This is a genomic window from Pseudomonas juntendi (assembly GCF_009932375.1).
In the GTDB taxonomy this organism is placed as follows: Bacteria; Pseudomonadota; Gammaproteobacteria; order Pseudomonadales; family Pseudomonadaceae; genus Aquipseudomonas; species Aquipseudomonas juntendi.
Map to the genome: position 1 here is coordinate 1 of NZ_BLJG01000072.1, position 23146 is coordinate 23146.

Sequence of the window (23146 nt, forward strand, 5' to 3'; positions counted from 1 at the left end):
GTACAGCCGGCTGTACTCGCGGCTGAACTGCGAGGGGCTTTCATAGCCCACCCGGTAGGCCGCCACCGCCGCCTCGAGCCCGTCGTTGAGCATCAACCGCCGTGCCTCCTGCAGGCGCAGTTGCTTCTGGTACTGCAACGGGCTCATCGAGGTCACCGCCTTGAAGCGGTGGTGCAAGGTCGAGGTGCTGAGGTTGACCTCACGGGCCAGGTCCTCGATACGCAGTGGCTGTTGGTAGTGGTTGTTGAGCCAGGCGATGGCCTGGCAAACCCGGTGGGTCTGGCTGTTCGCCAAGGCGATTTCGTACAGCCGATAACCCTGCGGCCCACGCAACAGGCGGTAGAGGATCTCACGGCGGACCAGCGGCGCCAGCATGGGGATGTCGCGTGGGCTATCCAGCAGGCGCAGCAACCGCAACAGGGCGTCGAGCAACGCCGCATCGGTTTTATCCACGTACAGGCCACGGCCCGATGGCTTGTTGGGCACCAGCATCGGGCCGCTTTCGGCGATCAACTGGCTGATCTCGGCCGGGTCCAGGTCCATGCGCAAACCCAGGCTGGGGTGCTCGGGGCTGGCATCGAGCCGCACGCCGCTCAACGGCAGGGTGACCGAAACCACCATGTAGTGCAGTGGATCGTAGGCATACTGCTCGTCCCCCAGAAACAGGCTTTTGCTGCCTTGTGCAAGGATGCACAAGGCCGGTTGCGCCAGGGTGGGGACCGAGCGCACATTCTCGGTGTAGCGCACCAGGTACAGATCCGCGATGGCCGACGCCGGGCCGTGGGGCTCGCCGGCATGGCGGGTAATCAGCTCGGCCAGCTCCAGGCGCTGCAGTTCCAGGGTCGGGTCGGTGGGCGTGGCGATGGTCATGATGCTTTCCTCTGCTGACGGTCGCAGCATAGGTTTGGGCAACGGCCGACGCTAGTCGAAAGCTGCACGTCGCTTGCCTGATCCTGCCGCGCCGCAGGATCAGGCAAGCGGCGAGCAGTAATGGCCTAACGTGTCGTGCGGGCGAACCCCTAACCTTGGCAGCCTGGCTTTTTCGTCCGCTTGCTTCAAGGAGATTGTGCAATGGCCCTAAAACAACCGGTCACCCATCTTGCGTTCATTCGTGCCAGCAGCGGGCGCTCGGCGGAGCTTGGCGCGCGCCTGCGTGACCTGCTCGAGCCGTCGCTGCGTGCGCCGGGTTGCCTGAGCTTCAGCGTACAGCGTTCGCAGGCCGACGCTGACCTGTGGCTGCTCAGCGGCAGTTGGCAGGACCAACAGGCCATGAGTGGCTATTTTGCGTCGCCCACGCTGGAGGTGTTTGGTGAGCTGGTGCAGGCGCAGGTGGTCAGCAGCCTGGACTTGCATACATTCGACTGATGGCATGGCCCCTCCCACAGGGCGCGCGCTGGCTGGGGTTTGGGTTAACATGCCGGGCCATGATCAAGCAGGCAGAGAGCAACATGGCACGTAGGGAATTCCCGCAGTTCGAAGCGGTGTCGGCGATGGTGCCGGCCGAAGGTGGTGGCTATCACGCGGCCATCGCAGTCAAAGCCCTGGGTATGGGCGGCGCGCCGCGTTTTCACAAGGTGCTCGACGGCCAGGTGTTCAAGGGCGCCGTGGCCGCCGACGAAGCGGCCACGGCCGAACTGCAGCGCCTGCAAGGCGTTAGCGCTGAGGGTGAGCTGGTCTGGTGATCAGGCCGGCGGGCGGGCCATCTTGAACAGGTTGCCCAGCTCGAAATAGTCCGCCGGGCCACCACCGCGCAAGATAGGTTCGGCTGCCGCGGTATCGTAGATGCCGTTCTTCAGCAGGTGGTCGGCAATGTGCACGGCCACCACTTCCCCAAGAATCAGCCAGCTGGGCACCAGCGCCTGGTCGGCCCGCTTGAGCTGGACGATCTGGCTGACCTTGCACTCGAACGCGACCGGGGTTTCGCCCACGCGCGGCACCTTGACCAGGCTTGACGGTGTGGCGGTGAGGCCGCTCAACTCGAATTCACTGACCTCGGCAGCCACCGGCGCACAGCTCTGGTTCATCTGCTCGGCCAGCGATCGCGTGGCCAGGTTCCAGACGAATTCACCGGTCTGCTCGATATTGTTCAGGCTGTCTTTGCGCCCGACACTGCAGAAACCGATGATCGGCGGGATGTAGTTGAAGGCATTGAAGAAGCTGTAGGGCGCCAGGTTCAAGCGTCCCTCGCGGTCTTGCGAAGAGATCCAGCCGATAGGACGAGGGCCGACGATGGCGTTGAAGGGGTCGTGGGGCAGGCCGTGGCCTTTGGCGGGTTCGTAGTAATACATTGTGCTGGGCTTACTGGCCCTACCTCCTGGTAGACAAGAAGCCTAGTGTGCCAAGCCTTTGCTTGCCTGCAAATGATCAAGCCCGGCAAAAGCCGGGCTGGGCGCTCGCAGCAGGGATCAGCTGATGCGGTTGGCGTTGGTGCGGTCGAAGCCGTCTTCGGCGAAGCGTTGGCCGCCAGTGCGGTCGAAGCCGTCTTCGGCGAAGCGTTGGCCGCCAGTGCGGTCGAAGCCGTCTTCGGCGAAGCGTTGGCCACCGGTGCGGTCGAAGCCGTCTTCGGCGAAGCGCTGGCCGCCGGTCCGATCGAAGCCGTCTTCAGCGTAGCTGGCCGACTGGGTCTGGGCTGCGGCAAAGGTGTGGGCATTGGTCTGGTCGAAACCATCTTCGGCAAAGGCGCCAGTGGCGAAAACCGACAGGGCCAGGGTGAGGATCAGTTTGTTTTTCATGGTCAGTGCTCCAGGGGTTTGTGGGTTGTTTGTTTCCGTGACTTAAATATTACGCCCAATATGCTGATTAAAAAGCGCAAATATATGCACTAAATAATCGAGTTATTCGATATTTTAGGGTGCTGTAACCGTCGTATAGGCGTTTGCCTGGCCGGGCACGGGTTGATGCATGCACCCTTAATCAGTCAGCCCGTGCAGGCTGAAGGGTGGCAATTAATAGGGGATTAAGAAGAACACCTGATGCAGATCACCGATGAAGGTTTTTTCATCGCTTACCTACCTATTTTTCAGCCCACCAGCACCGTCGGCACCACGATGTCCGACTTCATGGACCCTACCCTGGGCATGGTCTATGCCATGAGCCGAATAGCTCAGCTAATCGGCTCATGGGGCATTAAGGGGGCATAAAAAAAGGCGCCCTGCACGTTGGGCGCCCTTGCAGAACGGCCTTACCGGGTCACTCGGTGGTGATACGTGAGTGCTGTTTGGTGTCCTTCATCGTCGCGTACACCAGCAGCGAGCAGGCGATACAGGCGGTGACGTACCAATAGAAGCCGCTTTCCATGCCCGCGCTCTTGAACCACAGCGCCACGTACTCGGCGGTGCCGCCGAAGATCGAAACGGTCAGTGCGTAGGGCAGGCCCACGCCAAGGGCGCGGATTTCGGTCGGGAACAGTTCAGCTTTGACCACGGCGTTGATAGAGGTGTAGCCACTGACGATGATCAGCGCTGCCATGATCAGGAAGAACGCCCCCCACCAGGTCTGGATGGTATGCAGGGTGCTGAGGATCGGCACGGTGAACAGGGTGCCCAGTACACCGAAGGCGATCAGGATCGGGCGCCGGCCGATCTTGTCGGACAGACCGCCGATCACAGGCTGCAGGCACATGAACAGGAACAATGTGGCGGCCGAGATCGTGGTCGAGTCGCTGATGCTCATGCCCACGGTATTGACCAGGTACTTCTGCATGTAGGTGGTGTAGGTGTAGAAGGCCAGGGTACCGCCCATGGTCAGGCCAACCACGGTCATCAGTTCCTTGGGGTGGCGCAGCAGGGTGCGCATCAGGCTTTCCTTGGCTTTTTCCTTCTTGGTGAACGAGGCGGTTTCTTCCATGCCACGGCGCAGGTACAGCGCGACCACGGCGCACAGCGCACCGATCACGAAGGGTACGCGCCAGCCCCAGGCATACAGCTGCTCGGTAGTCAGGGTCTGTTGCAGGACGATCAGCACTGCCAGGGCGATGAGCTGGCCGGAGATGAGGGTCACGTACTGGAAGCTGGAGAAGAAGCCGCGGCGGTCCTTGCTGGCCATTTCGCTGAGGTAGGTCGCCGAGGTGCCGTATTCGCCACCCACCGACAGGCCCTGCATCAGGCGGGCGATGACCAGCAGGACCGGTGCGGCGAAGCCGATGGTTTCATAGCCAGGCGTCAGGGCGATGACCAGCGAGCCGGCGCACATCAGCAGTACCGAGGCCATCAGCGCGGCCTTGCGGCCTTTGCGGTCGGCGTAAAGGCCCATCAGCCAGCCTCCGATCGGGCGCATCAAAAAGCCAACGGCGAAAATCGCGGCGGTGTTGAGCAGTTGTGCAGTGGAGTCGCCGGCCGGGAAGAAGGCCTTGGCGAAATACAGCGAGAATGCGGCGTAGACGTACCAGTCGTACCATTCGACCATGTTGCCGATGGACCCGCTGAAGATCGACTTCAGGCGGCTGGCGGTAGTTTTTTCTGCGGCAGGCGCAGCGGCCGCCCCAGCGGGCAGGGAGGTGGCGTTATCCATCAGGGATACCTTCTCGTTGTTGTTGTGGAGCGCGCCTGGGCGCAGCTGACACGAGCATTTGCAGAAGGTGTGCCAAACCGGGGTGGGCCGACCCAAACCGGGGCAATAGGCCGCTTTGCGGGCACTTTGCCGGCCACGCGCCTGCGAGCCAGGCCCTGAAAGTGCTTTGCATGGGCGGAATTCTGCCTATCGCCAGCCAGTGATAGGCGGAATTCCGCTTATCACTGGCCGGTAAAATCGTCCCGCGACAACCCGTGCCGCTGCATCTTTTCGTTCAGCGTTCGCCGCGGCAGTTGCAACGCCTCCATCACCGCACTGATCGCGCCCCCATGCTGGCGCAACGCTGCACGCAGGCACTGGGCCTCGAACGCCTCCATCTGCTCGCTCAGCGATTGCCCGGCAGGGGCCACCTCGGTACCGGGTGAACCCAGGCCCAATGCATGCCGCTCTGCCGCATTGGCCAGCTCGCGCACGTTACCCGGCCAGTCATGCGCCAGCAGTTGTGCCAGTTGCGCGCCCGACAGCGGCGGCGCAGCGCGGCCAAGCCGGTCGGCAGCAGCGCGGGCGAAGTGGTCGAACAGCAGCGGAATGTCTTCGCGCCGTTCGCGCAAAGGCGCCAGGCGCAACTCGGCAACGTTCAGGCGGTAGGCAAGGTCTTCACGGAAGCGCCCGGCACGGGCCTCCTCCAGCAAGTCGGGCTTGGTTGCGGCGATGATGCGCAGGTCAACGTTGATACTCTGGTTCGCCCCCAGGCGCTCGAGCTTCTGCTCCTGGATCACCCGCAGCAGTTTGGCCTGCTGGGCCAGCGGCATGCTTTCGATTTCATCGAGAAACACCGTGCCGCCGTTGGCATATTCCAGCTTGCCGACGCGCTTGCCCTGGGCACCGGTGAAGGCGCCGCTCTCATGGCCGAACAGCTCGGCCTCGAACAATGCCTCAGGAATGGCCGCGCAATTGAGCGCCACGAATGGCTTGGCCGCGCGTGGCCCGAAATCGTGGAGGCAGCGGGCTACACGTTCTTTGCCGCTGCCTGTCTCGCCCCGGATCAGCACATTGACCGGCAGGCTGGCCAGGTCCAGCACCTGCCGCCGCAGCAGTTGCAGGCCCTGGGACATGCCCAGCAGCGTGCCTTCCAGGCGTGACTTGAGGTCCGCCTGCTCGTGCAGGCGGCGGTTCTCCAGCACCAACTGGCGTTTTTCCAGAGCCCGCCGCAGGCTGCCCAGCAGGTGTTGCGGGGTGAAGGGTTTTTCCAGGAAGTCGTAGGCCCCGTTGCGCATGGCCTCCACGGCCATGGGGACATCGCCGTGGCCGGTCAGCAGGATCACAGGCAGGTCGGGGTCGTCCGCCTGCAGGCGTTCGAGCAACTGCAGGCCACCCATGCCGGGCATGCGCACATCGCTGATGATCACACCCGGGAAGTGCTTCGGCAGCTGGCTCAGGCAGTCTTCGGCGCGGGCAAACAGCTGCACGTTGAAACCCGACAGGCTCAGCCATTGCTCGACCGCTGTGCGGATACTGGCTTCATCGTCGATGACGATCACTGAATTGAACATGCAGGCTCCAGGTCTTGGGGCAGGGTAAGGCTCAGGCGCGCACCGCCAGAGAGGTTCTCGGCCTGCAGCTGGCCGCCGACCTCATGGACGATACCGTAGGAGATCGCCAGGCCAAGGCCCAGCCCTTCGCCCACGGGCTTGGTGGTGAAGAAGGGGTCGAAGACCTTGGCCAGGTCGGCCTCGGCTATGCCGCCACCGGAGTCGAGCACACTCAGGCGCCACCGTTCGCCATCGGCTTCGATGCGGATCTCCAGGCGCTTGTAGCGTTTGTCGGCCATGGCGTCGAGGGCGTTGCGCAACAGGTTGATCAGTACCTGTTCCAGGCGGATGGCATCGCCCCGTACCCAGGCCGGGCGTGCGAGGTACAGCGCGACCTCGACCTCTTCGCTGCGGATACGCGTTTCCAGCAGGTGCAGTGCCTGATCGACCACGGTGGCCAGGTCCAGGCGCTCGCGCAAGCCCATCGGGCTGTTACGGGCGAAGGTCTTGAGGTGACTGGTGAGCGCGGCCATGCGCGTGAGCATCTGCTCCAGCGGCTCGAGTGCCTGCCGCGCTTCGGCAGGCCGGCCATTGTCGAGCAGCAGGCGCACGGTTTCCAGTTGCATGCGCTGGGTCGTCAGCGGTTGGTTGATTTCGTGGGCCATGGCCGCCGACATCTGGCCCAGCGCGGCCAGTTTGGCGGATTGCACCAGGCCCTCCTGGGCGGTACGCAGCTCGCGGGTACGTTCCTCGACCTGGCGCTTGAGCTCTTCCCGGCTGCGCTGGCGCAGGCGTGCCAGGCGCAGGCGCTGGCTGATGAACAACGCCGCGAACACCAGGCTCAGCCATACGGCAGCAGCGCCGAGTGCGGCGTTGCGGCCGTCTGCCGCCACCTGCGGCTTGCGCAGCAGGTGCAAGGTCCAGCCCTCGCCTGCCAGCGGCAGGCTTTCCCACAGGTACTCGGCGCTGCCGTCGGGGCCTTGCACGCGGCTGAGGGTGCTGTTGGCAGCGAAGCGCGTGAGCACCTGATGGTGCAGCGGCACCAGCGGCTGCTTGTCGTACTGGCGTGTTTCGGCAAGTTCGGCACGGTCGGCGCCGCGCAGTGGCTGCAGCTCGCGGTAGCGCCAGCCGTCCTGGTTGGCAATGAAGGTGATGCCGCGGGCATCGCTGACCAGCAGGATATCGCTGCCCTGGCGCCATTCGCGTTCCAGCTCCGGGAACTCCAGCTTGACCACCATGGCGCCGAGAAAACGGCCATGTTCGTCGTTGACTGCGCTGGCCAGAAAGTACCCCGGTACCCCGCTGGTCACGCCAACGGCATAGAAGCGGCCCGTACCCTGGCTGCGGGTTTGCTTGAAGTAGGGGCGAAAGCCGTAGTTGGAGCCGACGTAGGTGCTGGGCAGCCGCCAGTTGCTGGCTGCCACGGCCAGGCCGGTGCGGTCGAGCAGTTCGAGGGTCGAAGAGTTGGCCGCACCGTTGATACGTTCGAGCTTGCGGTTCAGGGCGCCTTGCACCGTCTCGCTGACCGGGCCGCGCAGGGCGTCTATCAGTTCCGGGTCCAGCGCCAGCACGGCCGGCAGGGCCCGGTAGCGGTCGATCAGTGTATGCAGGGTATTGGCGTACAAGCCCAGTTGCTGGTGGGCACGTTGTGCGTCGTTTTCCATGGCCTGGCGCTTGGCCTGGTGCATCGCCCAACCGGCACTGAGGGCAGTGCCTAGCAGGATCAGCAGGGTAATCAGCCCCAGCCGCAGGGCGCGAAAGGAAAAGGGCATGGCGCGGATCCGGGTCATTGGGACATCGGGGCTGGCCCTTACCCGGGCTTGCCCGCCCCCACGTGTGAGTACCTGTGGGAACGGGCAAGCCCGCGAAAGGGCAGGTACAGGCGACCGTTCAGTTACAGCAATTCAAAACTCTGCTGCTGCACCGCCTGGGAGTCGAGCCCGACCTGGACATTGAACTCCCCGGGCTCGGCAACCCGCTGCAACTGGCCATTGTAGAACTTCAGGTCTTCCTCGCTGATGCGGAAGCTCAAGGTGCGCGTCTCACCGGGCTTGAGCATCAGTTTCTGGAAGTTCTTCAGCTCTTTGACCGGGCGGCTCATCGATGCCGAGACATCCTGCAGGTACAGCTGCACCACGGTCTCGCCTGCCAGCTTGCCGGTGTTCTTCACCGTGACCTTGGCTTGCAGCGTATCGCCGCGCCTGAGGTTGTTGGCCGACAGCGTCAGGCCCGACAGCTCGAAGCTGCTGTAGCTCAGGCCGTAGCCGAACGGGTACAGCGGGCCGTTGGGCTCTTCGAAGTACTGCGAGGTGTAGTTGCCGGGTTTGCCTGGCGTGAACGGCCGGCCGATACGGGTGTGGTTGTAGTACATCGGGATCTGCCCGACCGAGCGCGGGAAGGTGATGGCCAGCTTGCCGGACGGGTTGTAGTCACCGAACAGCACGTCGGCAATGGCATTGCCGCCTTCGGTACCGGCGAACCAGGTTTCGAGAATGGCATCGGCCTGTTCACGTTCCCAGCTGATCGACAGCGGGCGGCCGTTCATCAGCACCAGTACCAGTGGCTTGCCGGTCGCCTTCAAGGCCTTGATCAGTTCACGCTGGCTGGCAGGAATCTCCAGGGTGGTGCGGCTCGACGACTCGTGGGACATGCCGCGGGACTCGCCAACCACGGCCACTACCACGTCGGCTTGTTGCGCAGCCTTGACCGCTTCATCGATGAGCACCGCAGGGGGGCGCGGGTCGTCGACGATTTCCGGGGCATCGAAGTTGAGGAAGTTCAGGTAGTCGAGGATGGCCTTGTCGCCGGTGATGTTGGAGCCTTTGGCGTAGACCAGTTTGGCCTTGCCTTCCACGGCGCGGCGCAGGCCTTCGCGTACTGTGACCGAATGCGCCGGTTTGCCGTCGGCGGCCCAGCTGCCCATCATGTCGATCGGGGCATCGGCCAGGGGCCCGACCAGCGCGAGGGTCCCGGTTTTTTTCAGCGGCAGGGTCTGGTTGTGGTTTTCCAGCAGCACCAGGCTGCGACGCGCCACGTCACGGGCGGCTTCGCGGTGCAGGCGGTCGCTGCCGTAGTAGTCTTTCAGGTCGGTTTCGGCCTTGCCAATGCGCACGTACGGGTCCTTGAACAGGCCCATGTCGTATTTGGCCCCCAGCACTTCGCGCACGGCCTGGTCCAGTTCGTGCTGGCTCACCTCGCCAGACTTCAGCAGGCCTGGCAGTTCCTGGCCGTACAGGGTGTCGTTCATGCTCATGTCGATGCCGGCCTTGATAGCCAGCTTGGCGGCTTCGCGGCCGTCGCGGGCGACGCCATGGCGGATCAGTTCCTGGATGGCGCCGTGGTCGCTGATGGTCACACCCTTGAAGCCCCACTCCTTGCGCAGCAGGTCGTTCATCAGCCAGGTGTTGGAGGTGGCCGGCACACCGTTGATCGAGTTCAGCGCCACCATGACGCCCCCGGCACCGGCATCGAGTGCAGCGCGGTAGGGCGGCAAGTAATCGTTGTACATTTTCGGCAGGCTCATATCGACCGTGTTGTAGTCGCGCCCGCCTTCTACCGCACCGTACAACGCAAAGTGCTTGACGATGGCCATGATGCTGTCGGGGTTGGCCGGGCTGCTGCCCTGGAACGAGCGCACCATGACCTGGCCGATCTTCGAGGTCAGGTAGGTATCCTCGCCGAAACCTTCACTGGTGCGGCCCCAGCGGGGGTCGCGGGCAATATCGACCATGGGGGCGAAGGTCATGTCCAGGGCGTCGGCCGAGGCTTCGATGGCGGCGGTGCGGCCCACTTTGGCCACCGCGTCCATGTCCCAGGTGGCGGCCATGCCCAGCCCGATCGGGAAGATCGTGCGCTCGCCGTGGACGGTGTCGTAGGCGAAGAACATCGGGATTTTCAGGCGGCTGCGCATGGCCGCATCCTGCATCGGCCGGTTTTCCGGCGCGGTGCGGGAATTGAAGGTACCGCCAATGCGGCCAGCGGCGATTTCCTCGCGAATCTTGTCGCGCGGCATTTCCGGGCCGATGCTGATCAGGCGCAGTTGGCCGATTTTCTCGGCTTCGGTCATCTGGCTGACCAGATGGTCGATGAAGGCCTGCTTGTCCTGCAGGGGCGGGGCGGAGGTGGCGGCGAGGGCCGCCTGACTGGCAAGGCCCATGGCCAGGCCCAGCAAAGACAGTTTCATCATCAGTTCCGTTGTGGGGCCTCTGCCGTATCCAGGGTGGTACGCGCGCGGCCGAAGTTTTCAGGCGGCTATTGTTGTACGATTTGCAGGCAATGCTTCCAGCGGCCGATTATGCCTGAATATGTCACCCGCGGACGAAGCCCCGTATGCCGGGACAACAACTATAAGAAAGCTCAGAGACCGACGGCATGACCCCTTTTGACGAGTATGATCAGCGGCAGATTGCCGAAGCCATAGCCCGTGCCGAGCGGCACACCGACGCCGAACTGGTGACGGTACTGGCGCGGCGTGCCGACGACTATGCGTATTGGCCGCTGCTTTGGGCTGCCGTGCTGGCACTGGCCGTGCCGGGCCTGCTGCAGTGGCTGCTGGGCTGGCCGGGCGTGCGTGGCTTGTTGGTGGCCAACATGCTGCTGTTTGTCGGCTTGTGCCTGCTGCTGCGCAGCCCGCGCCTGGCCGGCTGGCTGATCCCCCAGGTGCTGCGCCGCTGGCGTGCTTCGCGCCTGGCGCACCAGCAATTTCGCGAGCTGAACCTGCAGCGCACGGCGGCTGGCACGGGGGTGCTGATTTTCGTCAGCGAGGCGGAGCGGCATGTGGAAATACTGGTTGACCGCGGCATCGAGCACTGCCTGGATGCCAGCGCTCGGGCGGCACTCGTCAGCCGGCTTGCCGAACAGGTGCGCCAGGGGCGGACCCTGCAGGGTTTTGTCGAATGCATCGAGGCCTGCGGCGAGTTACTGAGCGAGCAGGTGCCACCGACCCATGCGCGTAACGAGCTGCCAAACCGCCTGGTGATTCTCGACTGAGGCAGCATGCAGGCGCGCACTTGGATAAGGGCAGGCAGTTCGGGGCTGCTGTGCAGCCCATCGCCAGCTCCTATTGAACAATACATAACTTGTTGATTCAGCCGGGCCCTTGTGGGAGCGGGCGCGCCCGCGAACACCGGCGTAGCCGGTGCCAGCCACCGCGTTGGGCTCTTCGCGGGCTCGCCCGCTCCCACACAGGCCGCGTCGCGCTTGCGGCAGGTGTTTGCCACAAGCTATGCAGCGCCTGGCCTAGCCTGGCCTGGGCGTGACGCGGCCGTGGGTGACCAAGGTATGCCTGGCCGCACGGCACACGGTAGAATGAGCGTTCCGCTACCCAAGGCCCCTTTGTCCATGCCCGCCAGTCATTCCGCTTCCGCCGCGCCGGACGCACTCGCCCAGTTCCTCGACCTGCTGAACGCTGCCCTGCAGGGCGGCACGTTAAGCAAGCTGGTGCTGGCGCGCCATGTCGGTGCCGACCAGACCCTGCAACGAATCATCGCCAAGCCGCTGCAGGTCAAGGGCCAGCCCTGCCTGTCGCTGGTCTACCGTCACCAGACCCGAGACATCACCCGCAACCTGGCCCTGGACGATGCCTTGACGCTGGTGGCCGAGTTGCTGCCGGGCAGCTTCCGCAACGCCCACCTCTTCGATGCCGACGGCGAAGTACAGCTGACCTTCAGCAAGAAGGGCAAGCCGATGCTTCAGCGCCATGGCGCACAAGCCCCGCGCGAGGCCGCGCCCGCCAGTGGCCATGACCGTGAGAAAAAACGCTACCTGGAGCTGTCGCGCCCATTCCTGCGCGACCTTGGCGTGACCGACGCGCAGGGGGCACTGATCCCGTCCATGTCGCGCAAATGGAAGCAGATCAACAAGTTCATCGAGGTCTTCGACCACGCCCTGGCCAGCGCCCCGGTGCCGGCACAGCAGCTACTGCGGGTGGCCGACTTTGGCTCGGGCAAGGGCTACCTGACCTTCGCCATGCATGATTACCTGCGCAATACGTTGGGCCGCGAAGCGCAGGTGACCGGGGTTGAACTGCGCCAGGACATGGTCGACCTGTGCAACGCCGCCGCGGTGCGGCTGCAGCATGCGGGCCTGGAGTTCCAGTGTGGTGACGTGCGCAGCGTGGTGCCCGACGCCATCGAGGTGATGATCGCCCTGCATGCCTGTGACATCGCCACCGACTATGCCATCCATACCGGCATCCGCAGCAATGCCGCGATCATCATGTGTTCGCCGTGCTGCCACAAGCAGATCCGCCCGCAACTGCACAGCCCGGGCCTGCTGCAGCCAATGCTGCAATACGGCCTGCACCTGGGCCAGCAGGCCGAAATGCTCACGGACAGCTTGCGGGCGCTGTACCTGGAGGCCTGTGGTTATGAGACCAAGGTATTCGAGTTCATCTCCCTGGAGCACACCAACAAGAACAAGATGATTCTTGCGGTGAAGCGGCGCCAGCCGGGCGACAACCGTGCGCTGCTGGAGAAAATCGCCCAGCTCAAGGCGTTCTATGGGGTGCAGGAGCATTGCCTGGAGACGCTGTTGCGGTGCGACGGGCTGCTCTGAGCGGGCGCGTATCCCTACCATCCCTACAGAATTCCTTTGCCCTTGATCGGTAATGCTTGTAGGGCATTTCCTAGCCGTGCCTTTCAAGGCGTTCTCTGATCAGCGTTTCTGTAGTGTGACGTGCTGAGTAGTCAGTTAGCCGGGTTGTCATTTGACAACCCATGAGCAGTAAGTCCACACTGGAGAAAAGCTGATGGCCCGCCCCAGTCATGCCAGGAAAGAGGTTGAATTGGCCTTGAGGCACGCGGAATCAAAGGGATGGAGAGTTGCGGTAGGCGGGGGACATTGTTGGGGAAAAATGTATTGCCCTTTCAACGATGCCGACTGTCGATGCGGGGAGTATTGCATTACCAGCATATGGAGCACGCCACGTAACGCCGGTAATTTAGCGCGACAGTTGAGGCGTGTGGTTGATCACTGTTCGGCTGACAGGCTGGCAATGTGTACCCCCAAGGAGGAGTAGCGATGGAGTATGAGTTCACTCTCAGGTATCAGCTGAGCGGGAACGAAGATATCGATGCGTTGCTGGAGCGCCTGGCTCAGTACGGATGTGATGATGCATTGGCTGGTGTAGGTCAACCTGGGCGTCTGGCATTGGCATTCACTCGCCAGGCGACATCTGCCAGGCAGGCCATCGAGAGCGCATTGAGTGATGTTGCCAGAGCGGTTCCAGGCGCTCGCCTGATCGAAGCGACCCCCGATCTGGTCGGGCTCAGCGATGTGGCGGAACTCATCGGTGTATCTCGGCAGAACATGCGCAAATTGATGCTCGCCCATGCAGGTAGCTTCCCAGTACCCGTGCATGATGGCAGCACCGCTCTGTGGCACCTGGCCGATGTGTTGCCATGGCTGCAGGCGCGAGGGAGCTACCCGATCGGCAAGAGCACGTTGGAGCTTGCGCGCATGGCAATGGCCGTTAACGTGTCCAAAGCATACGAACGCGTGCTCGGCGAGCCAGACCTGGCCCCTTCAACAGGCGCCTGAGGCTGGCCTCAACCTCCGGGTGGCCACGGCTTCGATAGACAGCGATGCCTGCCCCAGCGGATGGGTCGTGGCATCGAAGAAGTGCAGTGACGTGCCCGGCATGGCGCCCAGGCGATCGACGAAATGCTGCTTCTGGTTGATCACCGACGCTTCACTCAACGGCCGAATGGCGATCGCCAGGTGCTTGGGCCCGGCCATTCGAATGGCGTCGAGCAGGTGCTGGTCAGTGCTGTCCAGGTGCTGGCCGAACAGGCACAGGCCACGGTGTTCCTGGGCCAGCTGCCCCAGGCACCAGCTCAGGTAGTCCGAGTGGCGGATGGCGCGCAGTTTCTCGTCGCTGCGGTCTTCATTGACGAACAGCGGCACCTCACCGGGAATGTTCACGGCAAAACCTTCCAGCAGCTCGGCGCTCTCGGCGCTGCGTTGACGGGTGGTGCCGTCGGGTTGCTTGAGCAGGTGCAAGCCACCGTGCAGGTGCATCACCCGGGTACCCTCGCTGCTGCGCTGACGCACATCGAAGTAACCCTGCTCGTCGAACAGGTCCGCGAAGCCCTGCGGGGCATGTTGCAGGGCCCAAGGCAGCAGCAGGTCGTAGTTGCTGGTGTAGACGCTGCGATAGCCACGCAAGGCCTGATTGAGCACGGCCAGGGTTGCCGGGGGCATCAGCCGCCAGGGCAGATGCACGGTGCGCACGGCGTGGATCAGCGCTTCCTTGATCGAGTAATAGCGGTTGAGCGGCGCAGTGGAGTTGATGGCGAGCGCAGCATTGGCGCGCACGGTGGTGTTGAGCGCGCTGAGCACCGGTTCGAACAGCTCCGTGCCCAAGGACTTGAACAGGGCCTGGTCGCTGATCGCCAGGCCTTTCTTGCGACCGGCGCGTTGCGCCTCCTCGAACAGCGAGAAATAGCCGAACGGCTTCCACACTGCGCGGCTGGCGCCGTTACCCAGCAGCAGGGCATCGCAGGGGTGGCGGGCGGCAAGTTCCGGCCAGGGCAGGAGTGGGGCGTCGAGTGCAGGCATGCTGGGTCCATTGGTGGTGCGGGCGCGGGGCGACTTTAGCATGTCAGGCGGGGGCAAGGGGTATCAACCCTGCCTGGCCGCCGGCACGCTGCGCTTGCGGTTACGCCATACCCGGTAGGCCCGGATGCCGGCGCGCACCGAACCGAACAGCAATTTGTCCTCCATCTCGCGCGCCATGCCCGAGCGCACCAGCATGCGCAGAAAGCTGCCGCGGGCACGGGCGATGGCGAAGAAAATGCCCTGCGCGGCCAGGGTATCGCGCACTTCACGCAATGCGGCCATGCCGCTGACATCGATACTGGTCACGGCCTCGGCATCGAACAACACGGCCTTGGGCTGGGCCTCGCCTTGCACCGCTTCGAGAAGGCGCATCTTGAAGTAGTCGGCATTGAAGAACAGGATTGCGTCGTCAAAACGGTAGACCACCAGGCCGGGCACCGTCCGCGCATCCTTGAACTTGCGAATGTCGACCTGGCCTTCGGTGCCCGGCAGCCAGCCGAGCACGGCGTCGGTAGGCTGGTAGATGCTGTACAGCAGGCGCAGTATCGCCAAGGTCACGGCAAACACGATGCCGGGCAGCACGCCCAGCCCCAGCACCCCCACGGTGGTCAGCAGGCACAGCCAGAATTCGAAACGGCTCAGGCGCCGAATGTGGCCCAATGACTTGATATCGATCAGCCCCCAGCCAGCCATCAGCAGCACCGCGCCCAGCGCCGCCTGAGGGATCCACGCCATGGGCGCGGTGAAAAACAAAAGGATCAAGGCGATCACCAGGGCGGCGACGATGCCGACCAGCTGGCTTTTGCCCCCGACCATGTCGTTGACGGCGGTGCGCGAATCGGCACCGCTGATGGCAAAACCCTGGGAAACCCCGGCGGCCAGATTGCTCACGCCCAACGCCACGAACTCGTGGTTGGCGTTGATGGCGTAGCCATGCCGGGCAGCAAAACTGCGCGCGGTGAGCATGGCGCTGCAGAAACTGACCGTGGCGATACCCAGGGCGTCGCGCAGCAGGCTTTTCATTTCTGCCAGGTTGCTGTGTGGCCAGGCCAGTTGCGGGATGCCGGCCGGCACCGGGCCGAGGATGGCGACGCCGAAGCGGTCGAGGCCGAACAGACCCACCAGCAGCATGAACAGCGCCACCACCGTTAGCGCGGCCGGCAGGCGCGGGTAGCGGCGTGGCAGCCAGATCAGCAGGCCCAGGGCGGCCAGGCCGATGCACAACGTCAACCCGTGGATTTCGCCCAGGCGCTGGAGGAAGTTGATCAGGCTGAGGATGAAACCGTCGCCCTCGATGCTGAACCCCACCACCTTGGACAACTGCCCGGCGATCAGGCTCAGGCCGATACCGTTGAGGTAGCCGATCAGAATCGGCCGCGAGAAGAAGCTGGCGATGAACCCGGCCCGCGCCAGGCCAGCGGCAATCAGCATGACCCCGACCAGCACGGTGACGATGACCGACAGCTCGGCAGTGCGTTGCGGATCGCCCAGGGCCAGCGGCGCCACGGCCCCGGCAATCATGGCGCAGGTAGCCGCGTCGGGGCCGACCATCAACTGGCGCGAGCTCCCGATCAGCGCATAGACCATCATCGGCAGCACACAGGCGTACAGGCCGTACTGCGGCGGCAGGCCCACGATCTGGGCGTAGGCGATGGCAATCGGGATCTGGATGGCTGCCACCGACAGCCCTGCCTGCAGGTCGGCGTGCAGCCATTCGCGGCGGTAGTGCAGCAGGTTGGCAAGGCCCGGTAGCCAGCGGGAGAGCAACATGCGTCGTCCTTTCGAAATGTTTCACGAAACCTTGGGTGCATTGAAACGGATCGACAGGCAATTGGCCATGCTGCTGATCATCGAAAGCAGCAGATCGAAGCGATGGGCAGAAACGAAAAAAGGAGCGAACGCTCCTTTTGACAGCGATGACGTTGCCGGAACGCCATGCGGGGGAATGTAATGTGGAGCGGGTAGAGGGAATCACCCAAGGCAGCCAACCCATTGATTAATAAAGATTTTTTCTGGTTATTAAAACCAGAAGTGGCCTCTGAATGTACCACATCACCCCTCTTGGCGAAAGGCATAAATCCACCGCCTTCTGCTGGCAGCTACCGACAGCCACTGCGATCAGGAAGGGAGCGCTTTTGCGATCTGCAGTGCCCTGCGCTCGAACCGTTCGGAAACAGGGTTCGCTTGCCCCTGGGGCCTATGCAGGTGCGCCACGATTTCGTAGGGGCCGTCGTCCAGTGGTCGCATGCTGACTCCCCATCCAGGGGCGTGCTTGATACGCGATTGTGCGGATACCCCGACACCGTAGCCGGCAGAAACCCATAGCGCCATCATCTCGAAGGAAGTCACGTACTGAAGGTTCTGCGGGTCAGCAGGCAGACGCGCGAGCAGCCGACGATCCAGCGAAGAACAGGTCTCAGCCTCCCAGCGAAAGATCGGATAGTTCTGGAGGTCGGCGATGGTGAGCGATGCCTGCTCAAGCAAGGGAAGCCTCAGCGGTATCGCAACGGCCATGTGCTCAATCCACAAGGGCTGGGTTTCCAGGGCCGGATCGCTCGCTCCTTGAAGCGACATTCCCACGTCGTAGCGGCCTTCACGAAGCCCATCAAGCAGCTCGTCACCTGCCACTTCAAAGAACGTGATGCTGACCTCGGGTTCTTCCGCTCGTTGCAGCGCGAGCAGCGCCGAGAGCTGAGATGACGATACGCCTGGCGCAATCGCAAGCCTGAGGTGGGCGGGTTGGCTGGTGATGTTGTCCACGGAGAACCTACAGAAGCGACGAAGCAGGTCAAGGGCAAACCAGCATCATAGTAAAGAGAGAAGTTTAACGTCTATATGTTTAACGTGGTTAATTTAAGAGGATTGTTTGACGCTTCTGTTGATGCAGAAGCTTACTATTCAGCCAGGTCGTCCACCTGGCACACCCACATATGAATCCGAACCAGCATTAGCTTTCGGGCGGGCCGTGCGTGCCGCTCGCGTCGCGCAGGGGGTCGCTCAAGACGATTTTGCGTATCAGGCGGGAATATCGCGTTCGCACATGGGCAAGATCGAACGCGGGGAGCATGTGCCGACGCTGCCTTTGATACTGAAAATTGCTGCCGCGCTCGGAATCAGCGCCAGCGAGTTGATGGCGGCGACTGAAAAGAACCTCAACTCTGGCAGTGAGCCGCCAGGCTCGCCATAACAGCCCGAGCTTCAGTAGCAGCTCTTGCCGCCCGATCAATCGCCCGAGTGCTCGTGCAGGCGCGCGATGAACCGCGCAGCCGACACCGGCAAATCCTCGCTGACGGGCCGAAGCAAGTAGGTCGTGATGACTGCGGAATCCATGGCCAGGGGGCGGATCACCACATCGGAGCGCTGGCTCGCCGCGACCCTGGTTGCCCTGATGAAGCCAACTCCGTAGCCCGCACCGACCAGGGTAAGCATCATGTCCAGCGAAGACACATGCTCGGCGACGTCAGGCTCACGCTCCAGCGGCCGCAGGAGCCGCGCCAATTCACGGTAGTAGCCTTCGTATAGCTGTGGATCGCATAAGACCAGAGGGTAGCTCGCGAGCTTGTGCAGCGGAACGGTCTTATGCGAAAGCAAGGGGTGCCGGGCGGGCACCGCGACCACCAGCGAGTCGTGCCAGAGTGGCTCAGTCAGGATGTCATCGCCGACCTCCGCAGTGTGCGCGAAGCCGATCGAGAAGTCGCCCGAGCGTAGCCCGCGCAACTGCTCGGCCAGCGGCACTTCGGACAGGCGAATTTCGATCTCTGGCTCTTCCTCGCGACAACGGGCCAGGAGGCCTGACAGCCGGGGATCGATTGCGCCGTCGGAGATGGCGATTCGAAGGCTTCCGCTCAGGCCCGACGCGACCGCCCGGACATTTTCCTGAGCCAATTTCAGCGCGGCCAACACCCTGTGCACGTCTTGCAGGAACGTTGCGCCCGCCTCGGTAAGCGCCGTACCCCGGCGGTTGCGCACGAAGAGCACCGCGCCCAGGTCGTCCTCAAGCTCCTTGATGGCGCGGGACAAGGGTGGTTGTTCGATATGCAGGCGCTCGGCGGCCCGTGTGAAGTGCAGCTCCTCTGCGAGAGCCACAAAGCAGCGAAGGTGTCGCAGTTCCATGGGCCGTGCTCCTGTTCCATATCAAGGATCTATTCGCATCAGTTTTCGTCCGCGATGGCCTGCTGGATGCACCCCATTCCACGCCGTTCCTGGTGCGCTCCGCTGGGCTGATCGCCTACTCGTCCGTGACAGATCATTCATTTGCGCCTCAAAAAATGGTTATCATAATGCAGCGTACTAGCAAACTCGCTTGGATTCATAGACGTCTTTTCAAGCAGCTCATATACTTTCTGCAGAAATCTGCATAAGCATTCGCTAACCCGAACGAGCCAACCAGGATGCCCCACGAACAGCTTGCCGATCTAACCCAACCACAGCGTGACCGCCTCGCGTTCGTGGAATTGCGTCTGCGCTTCATTGGGGAGATGCGCCGCCAGGACTTGGTCGCGCGTTTTGGTATCCAGTCCGCTGCCGCGTCCAGGGATCTGGCGCTGTACAAGGACTTGGCACCGGGCAATATCGACTACGACGGCAAAGGCAAGTTCTACGTCCTGGGTTCGAGCTTCCAGCCGATCTTCGATTTCCCACCCGAGCGAGTGTTGTCCTGGCTGACGCAGGGGTTTGGCGACGGTGAACCGATGCACATCAAGGCGTGGGTGGCCAGCGAGAGCCCGTCCCGGCTCACTCACCCTGACCTAGCAATCCTGGCGAGCGTCACTCGGGCCATCCATTACGAATGCCCCCTGGGTATCGAATACCACTCCATCTCCAGTGGCCGCACCGCGCGGGAGATTGTCCCGTTCGCGCTGATCGACAACGGCCTGCGCTGGCACGTCCGCGCCTTCGACCGCAAATCGCAGGAGTTCCGGGATTTCGTCATCACCCGGATCAAGCGCCCGGTGGTGCGCAAGGGGCAGCCCGTGGCGCCCCATGAAATGAACGATCAGGACATTCAGTGGACTCGGATCGTCGAGCTGGAGCTGGTTCCCCACCCAGACCAACCCCGGCCAGAAATCACCGAAATGGACTACGCCATGCAGGGCGGCGTGCTGCACATGAAGCTGCGCGCCGCCACCGCCGGCTACATCCTGCGCAAATGGAGTGTGGACTGCTCCTCAGACCATAGCCTGCGCGGCCCTGAGTACCGGCTTTGGTTGAAGGATCACCTCGCCATCTATGGCGTGCGCAATGCGGTGCTGGCGCCGGGGTATGCGCCGCCAAGCGCAGAAACGTCGACTGATGACTGAACGGAAACGACCATGAAGCTGATCCAAAACACCGGAACACAGCGCGTCATCGACTTGATGAGGCCCAACCTCAAACACGGCAACCGACTCGACTGTGTAACGCCTTCGTTTTCTCTCTACGCCTTCGCGGAAATCCAGGAGGCGTTGTCCGCTCTGGATCGAGTCCAATTGATCGTGCCTCCAGATAACGAGGCGCTCGAACTCCTGGGCACGGAGGGCGACCGCGCTGCGCGCAATCGTCTGCAGGCACGTTGGCTGGCCAATCAGTGCGCGAAATGGATCAGTGAAAAAGTAGCGCTCCGGCGGGCATCGAGGTCGGTGCCACAGGGGGCTGCTGTCATGCGCGGCCCGGACGGGGCACCTGCACAAGTGGTTCTGGGCTCCTTTGCCTTCAACACATCTGGCCTTGGCCTGACGCCAGGCAATCCATTGAACCTGATTCAGGCGTCAGAAACGGCCGAGGAAGCCGCGCAGCTCGCCCAATGGTTCGAGCACCAGTGGGCAGCCTTGCGAACTGCTGCTTCAACCGACTCCGAGGGTCAGGGAGAAGAGCACGAATCCGTTCTTGAGGCGTTGCGAGCCCTTGGCGAACACCGTGACCCGTTCACTATCTACACCTTGATGCTGCACCGCCTGTTTCAGGACAGCGGTGACGAGATGGACGAGGAGCGCATCGTCAAGTCTGCCACTGGCATCCGTAATACCGTGGTGTGGAAAAAGCTCTTCAAATTTCAGCGCGACGGGGTGGTGGGTGCCATCGACAAGCTGAACCGCTTTGGCGGCTGCATCATCGCCGACAGTGTAGGGCTGGGTAAAACCTTTGAAGCACTGGCCATCATCAAGTATCACGAGCTGCGCAACGACCGCGTTCTGGTGCTGGCGCCCAAACGCCTGCGCGACAACTGGACGCTCTACAAGGCCAACGACAAGCGCAACATCCTTGCGGCTGATCGGTTCAACTACGACGTGCTCAACCACACCGATTTGTCGCGCGATGGCGGCCTGTCGGGTGACATCGACCTGTCTCATGTGAACTGGGGCAACTACGACCTGGTGGTGATCGACGAGTCGCACAATTTCCGCAACAAGGCCACGCACAAGGGCAAGGAATCACGCTACGACCGCCTGATGCGACGCATCATCCGTGAAGGCGTCAAGACCCGCGTGCTGATGCTCTCGGCCACGCCGGTGAACAATCGCCTGGCCGACCTGCGCAACCAGATTGCCTTTGCCACCGAAGGTGATGACACCGCCCTGATGGAGCATGGCATCGTCAGTATCGAGGCCACGACCCGCAAGGCGCAGGCGCAATTCAATCGCTGGCTGGCGCTGGACGAAGCTGAAAAGACCCCCAGTCAGTTGGTAGAAATGCTGGGGTTCGACTACTTCACCCTGTTAGACCATCTCACCATTGCCCGCTCCAGGCGGCATGTTGAGAAGTACTACGGCACCAGCGAGACCGGCCGCTTCCCTGACAGACTGCCGCCCATCAACATCAAGGCCGACGTGGACCTTGCGGGCGAATTCCGTGCCATCCGCGACATCAACCAGGAAATCCGTCGGCTCACGCTCGCCAGTTACGCGCCGCTGCGCTATGTGCTGCCCCACAAGCAGGCGGCCTACGACGCCAAATACAGCACCCAGGTGCGTGGCGGCGAAGGTTTCTTCCGCCAGGCGGATCGCGAGGAAAGCCTGATCCACCTGCTGCGCGTGAACGTGCTCAAACGCATGGAAAGCTGTGTATCGGCCTTCACCCTGACCGTGCAGCGCCAACTCAAGGATGTAGAGAACACACTGGCACGCATCGAATCCCATGCCGAAGCACTGGAGGAAATCGACATTGCCGACGTCGATATCGACGACCCGGCGTTCGAGGCCTTGCTGGTCGGTCGCAAGGTCAAGGTGCTGCTGGGCGATGTGGATCTGATCCGCTGGAAGCAGGATCTGCTGGAAGACCGCAACCGCCTGGCGACCCTGCTGGCGGCAGCGCGCCAAGTGGATGCCGCACGTGATGCCAAGCTAGCGGCCTTGCGCGACATGATTGCCCGCAAATGTGCCGAACCCATCAACACCCACGATGGCAAAGCCAACCGCAAGATCATCGTGTTCACGGCCTTCTCGGACACGGCGCACTATCTCTACGCCCAACTTGCCTCCTGGGCCAGGGATACGCTGGGCATGCACGCGGCGGTCGTCACCGGCAGCGCCGGCATCCAGGCCACGTTGCCGGGCCTGCGCAAAGGCATGGGCGATGTGCTTTCGGCCTTCGCGCCGCGCGCCAAGGAACGTCCGCAAGAGATGGCGGATGAAGGCGAAATCGACCTGCTGATCGCCACCGACTGCATCTCCGAGGGGCAGAACCTGCAAGACTGCGACTGGCTGATCAACTACGACATTCACTGGAACCCGGTGCGCATCATCCAGCGCTTCGGGCGTATCGACCGCATCGGCTCGCCCAACCAACGCATCCAGCTGGTGAACTTCTGGCCCAACATGGAGCTGGAGGAATACATCAACCTGGAACAGCGCGTCAGCGGGCGCATGGTGCTGCTCGATATCTCGGCCACCGGCGAAGAAAACCTGATCGAACAGCAGTCCGGCAACGCCATGAACGACCTGGAGTACCGGCGCAAGCAACTGCTCAAGCTGCAGGACACGGTGATCGACATGGAAGATCTGTCCACCGGCGTGGCGATCACCGACCTCACCCTGACCGACTTCCGCATCGACCTCGCGCAGTTCCTTAAAAGCCACCCCGGCAAGCTGGACACCCAGCCGCTGGGGGCTTTTGCGGTCACCACCACGCTGGATGCCGACATTCCCCCTGGCGTGATCTTTTGCCTGCAAGCCTGCGGCCCGACGGCAAAATCCGCCGCGTCGTCCGACTACCCGCTCGCGCCGCACTACCTGGTGCATGTCGGCGATGACGGCCACGTATTGCTGCCCTACCCGCAGGCCAAGCGCATCCTGGATCGCCTCAAGCGCCTGGCGCTGGGGCGAGAACGGCCGGATGACAGTGCCTGCGCGCGCTTCGACAAGGCGACAAAAAGCGGTGAGGACATGCGCCACGCCCAGAAGCTGCTCGCGGCGGCCGTGGCATCCGTCGCCGGCAAGCATGAGGAACGGGCCGTTGCCAGCCTCTTCACACCTGGCGGCACGCACGCCATGAAGGGCGAGTTCGCTGGCAGTGACGACTTCGAGGTGGTGGCATTCCTCGTTGTGTTGCCCGATCAGCCAAGTATTTGA

The 23146-nt window shown here is 62.9% G+C and carries 22 protein-coding genes; 11 read left to right on the plus strand and 11 right to left on the minus strand.

Going from position 1 to position 23146, the window contains the following annotated elements:
* On the minus strand, positions 1 to 870 hold an 870-nt coding region (locus GYA94_RS10650), incomplete at its 3' end, for an AraC family transcriptional regulator (RefSeq protein ID WP_161892292.1).
* 201 nt (positions 871 to 1071) lie between these two features.
* On the opposite strand from GYA94_RS10650, the gene GYA94_RS10655 reads away from it, so the two are divergent.
* A complete protein-coding gene (locus GYA94_RS10655) occupies positions 1072 to 1365 on the plus strand; it encodes a putative quinol monooxygenase (protein WP_054905633.1) in 294 nt (97 codons plus the stop codon).
* 59 nt (positions 1366 to 1424) lie between these two features.
* Positions 1425 to 1682 (plus strand): hypothetical protein, encoded by a 258-nt coding sequence (locus GYA94_RS10660; protein ID WP_009683090.1) that lies wholly within the window; start codon positions 1425 to 1427, stop codon positions 1680 to 1682.
* On the opposite strand, the gene GYA94_RS10665 is transcribed toward GYA94_RS10660, so the two are convergent.
* Together GYA94_RS10665 and GYA94_RS10670 are read right to left on the minus strand one after the other, a co-directional pair.
* On the minus strand, positions 1683 to 2288 hold the full coding sequence (locus GYA94_RS10665) for a flavin reductase family protein (protein WP_009683089.1): 606 nt from the start codon (positions 2286 to 2288) through the stop codon (positions 1683 to 1685).
* 117 nt (positions 2289 to 2405) lie between these two features.
* Positions 2406 to 2732 carry a hypothetical protein gene (locus GYA94_RS10670; protein WP_161892293.1) on the minus strand — a complete coding sequence of 109 codons (327 nt, stop codon included), beginning with the start codon at positions 2730 to 2732 and terminating at the stop codon, positions 2406 to 2408.
* Positions 2733 to 2972: 240 nt separating this feature from the next.
* Between GYA94_RS10670 and GYA94_RS10675 the strand changes: the two genes are divergently transcribed.
* The gene (locus tag GYA94_RS10675; RefSeq protein WP_156089060.1) at positions 2973 to 3140 is read left to right on the plus strand and encodes a hypothetical protein; all 168 of its coding nucleotides are present in this window, start codon (positions 2973 to 2975) and stop codon (positions 3138 to 3140) included.
* 49 nt (positions 3141 to 3189) lie between these two features.
* On the opposite strand, the gene GYA94_RS10680 is transcribed toward GYA94_RS10675, so the two are convergent.
* From GYA94_RS10680 to bglX, 4 genes are all read right to left on the minus strand, one after another.
* Positions 3190 to 4509, minus strand: coding sequence for an MFS transporter (locus GYA94_RS10680; RefSeq protein WP_009683086.1), 1320 nt, complete (start codon positions 4507 to 4509; stop codon positions 3190 to 3192).
* A gap of 221 nt (positions 4510 to 4730) precedes the next feature.
* Positions 4731 to 6062, minus strand: coding sequence for a sigma-54-dependent transcriptional regulator (locus tag GYA94_RS10685; RefSeq protein WP_054881649.1), 1332 nt, complete (start codon positions 6060 to 6062; stop codon positions 4731 to 4733).
* Positions 6047 to 7813: a sensor histidine kinase gene (locus GYA94_RS10690; RefSeq protein WP_161892294.1), complete on the minus strand. Its 1767-nt coding sequence runs from the start codon at positions 7811 to 7813 to the stop codon at positions 6047 to 6049. Before GYA94_RS10690 ends, GYA94_RS10685 begins: the two co-directional genes overlap by 16 nt.
* A gap of 122 nt (positions 7814 to 7935) precedes the next feature.
* The gene (bglX, locus tag GYA94_RS10695) at positions 7936 to 10227 is read right to left on the minus strand and encodes a beta-glucosidase BglX (RefSeq protein ID WP_161892295.1); all 2292 of its coding nucleotides are present in this window, start codon (positions 10225 to 10227) and stop codon (positions 7936 to 7938) included.
* A 185-nt stretch (positions 10228 to 10412) separates the two neighbouring features.
* Between bglX and GYA94_RS10700 the strand changes: the two genes are divergently transcribed.
* The 4 genes from GYA94_RS10700 to GYA94_RS10715 all read left to right on the plus strand — a co-directional run bounded on the left by GYA94_RS10700 (position 10413) and on the right by GYA94_RS10715 (position 13580).
* On the plus strand, positions 10413 to 11030 hold the full coding sequence (locus GYA94_RS10700) for a TPM domain-containing protein (protein ID WP_110675714.1): 618 nt from the start codon (positions 10413 to 10415) through the stop codon (positions 11028 to 11030).
* A gap of 351 nt (positions 11031 to 11381) precedes the next feature.
* Positions 11382 to 12596, plus strand: coding sequence for a class I SAM-dependent methyltransferase (locus tag GYA94_RS10705; RefSeq protein WP_161892296.1), 1215 nt, complete (start codon positions 11382 to 11384; stop codon positions 12594 to 12596).
* Between the two features lie 193 nt (positions 12597 to 12789).
* Positions 12790 to 13059: a hypothetical protein gene (locus tag GYA94_RS28170; protein ID WP_082416127.1), complete on the plus strand. Its 270-nt coding sequence runs from the start codon at positions 12790 to 12792 to the stop codon at positions 13057 to 13059.
* A 2-nt stretch (positions 13060 to 13061) separates the two neighbouring features.
* Positions 13062 to 13580 carry a helix-turn-helix transcriptional regulator gene (locus GYA94_RS10715; RefSeq protein WP_054912184.1) on the plus strand — a complete coding sequence of 173 codons (519 nt, stop codon included), beginning with the start codon at positions 13062 to 13064 and terminating at the stop codon, positions 13578 to 13580.
* Here the strand turns inward: GYA94_RS10715 and GYA94_RS10720 are convergent.
* Positions 13566 to 14600: a DUF4917 family protein gene (locus GYA94_RS10720; protein WP_161892297.1), complete on the minus strand. Its 1035-nt coding sequence runs from the start codon at positions 14598 to 14600 to the stop codon at positions 13566 to 13568. The genes GYA94_RS10715 and GYA94_RS10720 overlap by 15 nt on opposite strands.
* A 63-nt stretch (positions 14601 to 14663) precedes the next feature.
* A complete protein-coding gene (locus GYA94_RS10725) occupies positions 14664 to 16370 on the minus strand; it encodes a SulP family inorganic anion transporter (protein WP_161892298.1) in 1707 nt (568 codons plus the stop codon).
* Here GYA94_RS10725 and GYA94_RS10730 point away from each other — a divergent pair.
* On the plus strand, positions 16369 to 16551 hold the full coding sequence (locus tag GYA94_RS10730; protein ID WP_161892299.1) for a hypothetical protein: 183 nt from the start codon (positions 16369 to 16371) through the stop codon (positions 16549 to 16551). The two genes, GYA94_RS10725 and GYA94_RS10730, sit on opposite strands and share 2 nt — an antisense overlap.
* A 167-nt stretch (positions 16552 to 16718) precedes the next feature.
* On the opposite strand, the gene GYA94_RS10735 is transcribed toward GYA94_RS10730, so the two are convergent.
* A complete protein-coding gene (locus tag GYA94_RS10735) occupies positions 16719 to 17360 on the minus strand; it encodes a substrate-binding domain-containing protein (RefSeq protein ID WP_003158902.1) in 642 nt (213 codons plus the stop codon).
* Between the two features lie 106 nt (positions 17361 to 17466).
* Here GYA94_RS10735 and GYA94_RS10740 point away from each other — a divergent pair, with 106 nt between their 5' ends.
* The gene (locus tag GYA94_RS10740) at positions 17467 to 17787 is read left to right on the plus strand and encodes a helix-turn-helix domain-containing protein (RefSeq protein ID WP_456239184.1); all 321 of its coding nucleotides are present in this window, start codon (positions 17467 to 17469) and stop codon (positions 17785 to 17787) included.
* Between the two features lie 35 nt (positions 17788 to 17822).
* Here GYA94_RS10740 and GYA94_RS10745 read toward each other — a convergent pair whose 3' ends face one another.
* The gene (locus tag GYA94_RS10745; protein WP_008268675.1) at positions 17823 to 18713 is read right to left on the minus strand and encodes a LysR family transcriptional regulator; all 891 of its coding nucleotides are present in this window, start codon (positions 18711 to 18713) and stop codon (positions 17823 to 17825) included.
* A 278-nt stretch (positions 18714 to 18991) separates the two neighbouring features.
* Between GYA94_RS10745 and GYA94_RS10750 the strand changes: the two genes are divergently transcribed.
* Both GYA94_RS10750 and GYA94_RS10755 read left to right on the plus strand, forming a co-directional pair.
* Entirely contained in the window at positions 18992 to 19900 is a 909-nt protein-coding gene (locus tag GYA94_RS10750) for a WYL domain-containing transcriptional regulator (RefSeq protein WP_153425792.1), read from the plus strand.
* A gap of 339 nt (positions 19901 to 20239) precedes the next feature.
* Positions 20240 to 23146 carry a helicase-related protein gene (locus GYA94_RS10755; protein ID WP_438826232.1) on the plus strand — a complete coding sequence of 969 codons (2907 nt, stop codon included), beginning with the start codon at positions 20240 to 20242 and terminating at the stop codon, positions 23144 to 23146.

Bases quoted from the DNA above. Each gene is read 5' to 3' on its own strand.
- GYA94_RS10655 (WP_054905633.1), top strand. From the start codon at position 1,072: ATGGCCCTAAAACAACCGGTCACCCATCTTGCGTTCATTCGTGCCAGC.
- GYA94_RS10660 (WP_009683090.1), top strand. From the start codon at position 1,425: ATGATCAAGCAGGCAGAGAGCAACATGGCACGTAGGGAATTCCCGCAG.
- GYA94_RS10665 (WP_009683089.1), bottom strand. From the start codon at position 2,288: ATGTATTACTACGAACCCGCCAAAGGCCACGGCCTGCCCCACGACCCC.
- GYA94_RS10670 (WP_161892293.1), bottom strand. From the start codon at position 2,732: ATGAAAAACAAACTGATCCTCACCCTGGCCCTGTCGGTTTTCGCCACT.
- GYA94_RS10675 (WP_156089060.1), top strand. From the start codon at position 2,973: ATGCAGATCACCGATGAAGGTTTTTTCATCGCTTACCTACCTATTTTT.
- GYA94_RS10680 (WP_009683086.1), bottom strand. From the start codon at position 4,509: ATGGATAACGCCACCTCCCTGCCCGCTGGGGCGGCCGCTGCGCCTGCC.
- GYA94_RS10685 (WP_054881649.1), bottom strand. From the start codon at position 6,062: ATGTTCAATTCAGTGATCGTCATCGACGATGAAGCCAGTATCCGCACA.
- GYA94_RS10690 (WP_161892294.1), bottom strand. From the start codon at position 7,813: ATGCCCTTTTCCTTTCGCGCCCTGCGGCTGGGGCTGATTACCCTGCTG.
- bglX (WP_161892295.1), bottom strand. From the start codon at position 10,227: ATGATGAAACTGTCTTTGCTGGGCCTGGCCATGGGCCTTGCCAGTCAG.
- GYA94_RS10700 (WP_110675714.1), top strand. From the start codon at position 10,413: ATGACCCCTTTTGACGAGTATGATCAGCGGCAGATTGCCGAAGCCATA.
- GYA94_RS10705 (WP_161892296.1), top strand. From the start codon at position 11,382: ATGCCCGCCAGTCATTCCGCTTCCGCCGCGCCGGACGCACTCGCCCAG.
- GYA94_RS28170 (WP_082416127.1), top strand. From the start codon at position 12,790: ATGGCCCGCCCCAGTCATGCCAGGAAAGAGGTTGAATTGGCCTTGAGG.
- GYA94_RS10715 (WP_054912184.1), top strand. From the start codon at position 13,062: ATGGAGTATGAGTTCACTCTCAGGTATCAGCTGAGCGGGAACGAAGAT.
- GYA94_RS10720 (WP_161892297.1), bottom strand. From the start codon at position 14,600: ATGCCTGCACTCGACGCCCCACTCCTGCCCTGGCCGGAACTTGCCGCC.
- GYA94_RS10730 (WP_161892299.1), top strand. From the start codon at position 16,369: ATGCGTCGTCCTTTCGAAATGTTTCACGAAACCTTGGGTGCATTGAAA.
- GYA94_RS10725 (WP_161892298.1), bottom strand. From the start codon at position 16,370: ATGTTGCTCTCCCGCTGGCTACCGGGCCTTGCCAACCTGCTGCACTAC.
- GYA94_RS10745 (WP_008268675.1), bottom strand. From the start codon at position 18,713: ATGGAACTGCGACACCTTCGCTGCTTTGTGGCTCTCGCAGAGGAGCTG.
- GYA94_RS10750 (WP_153425792.1), top strand. From the start codon at position 18,992: ATGCCCCACGAACAGCTTGCCGATCTAACCCAACCACAGCGTGACCGC.
- GYA94_RS10755 (WP_438826232.1), top strand. From the start codon at position 20,240: ATGCGCGGCCCGGACGGGGCACCTGCACAAGTGGTTCTGGGCTCCTTT.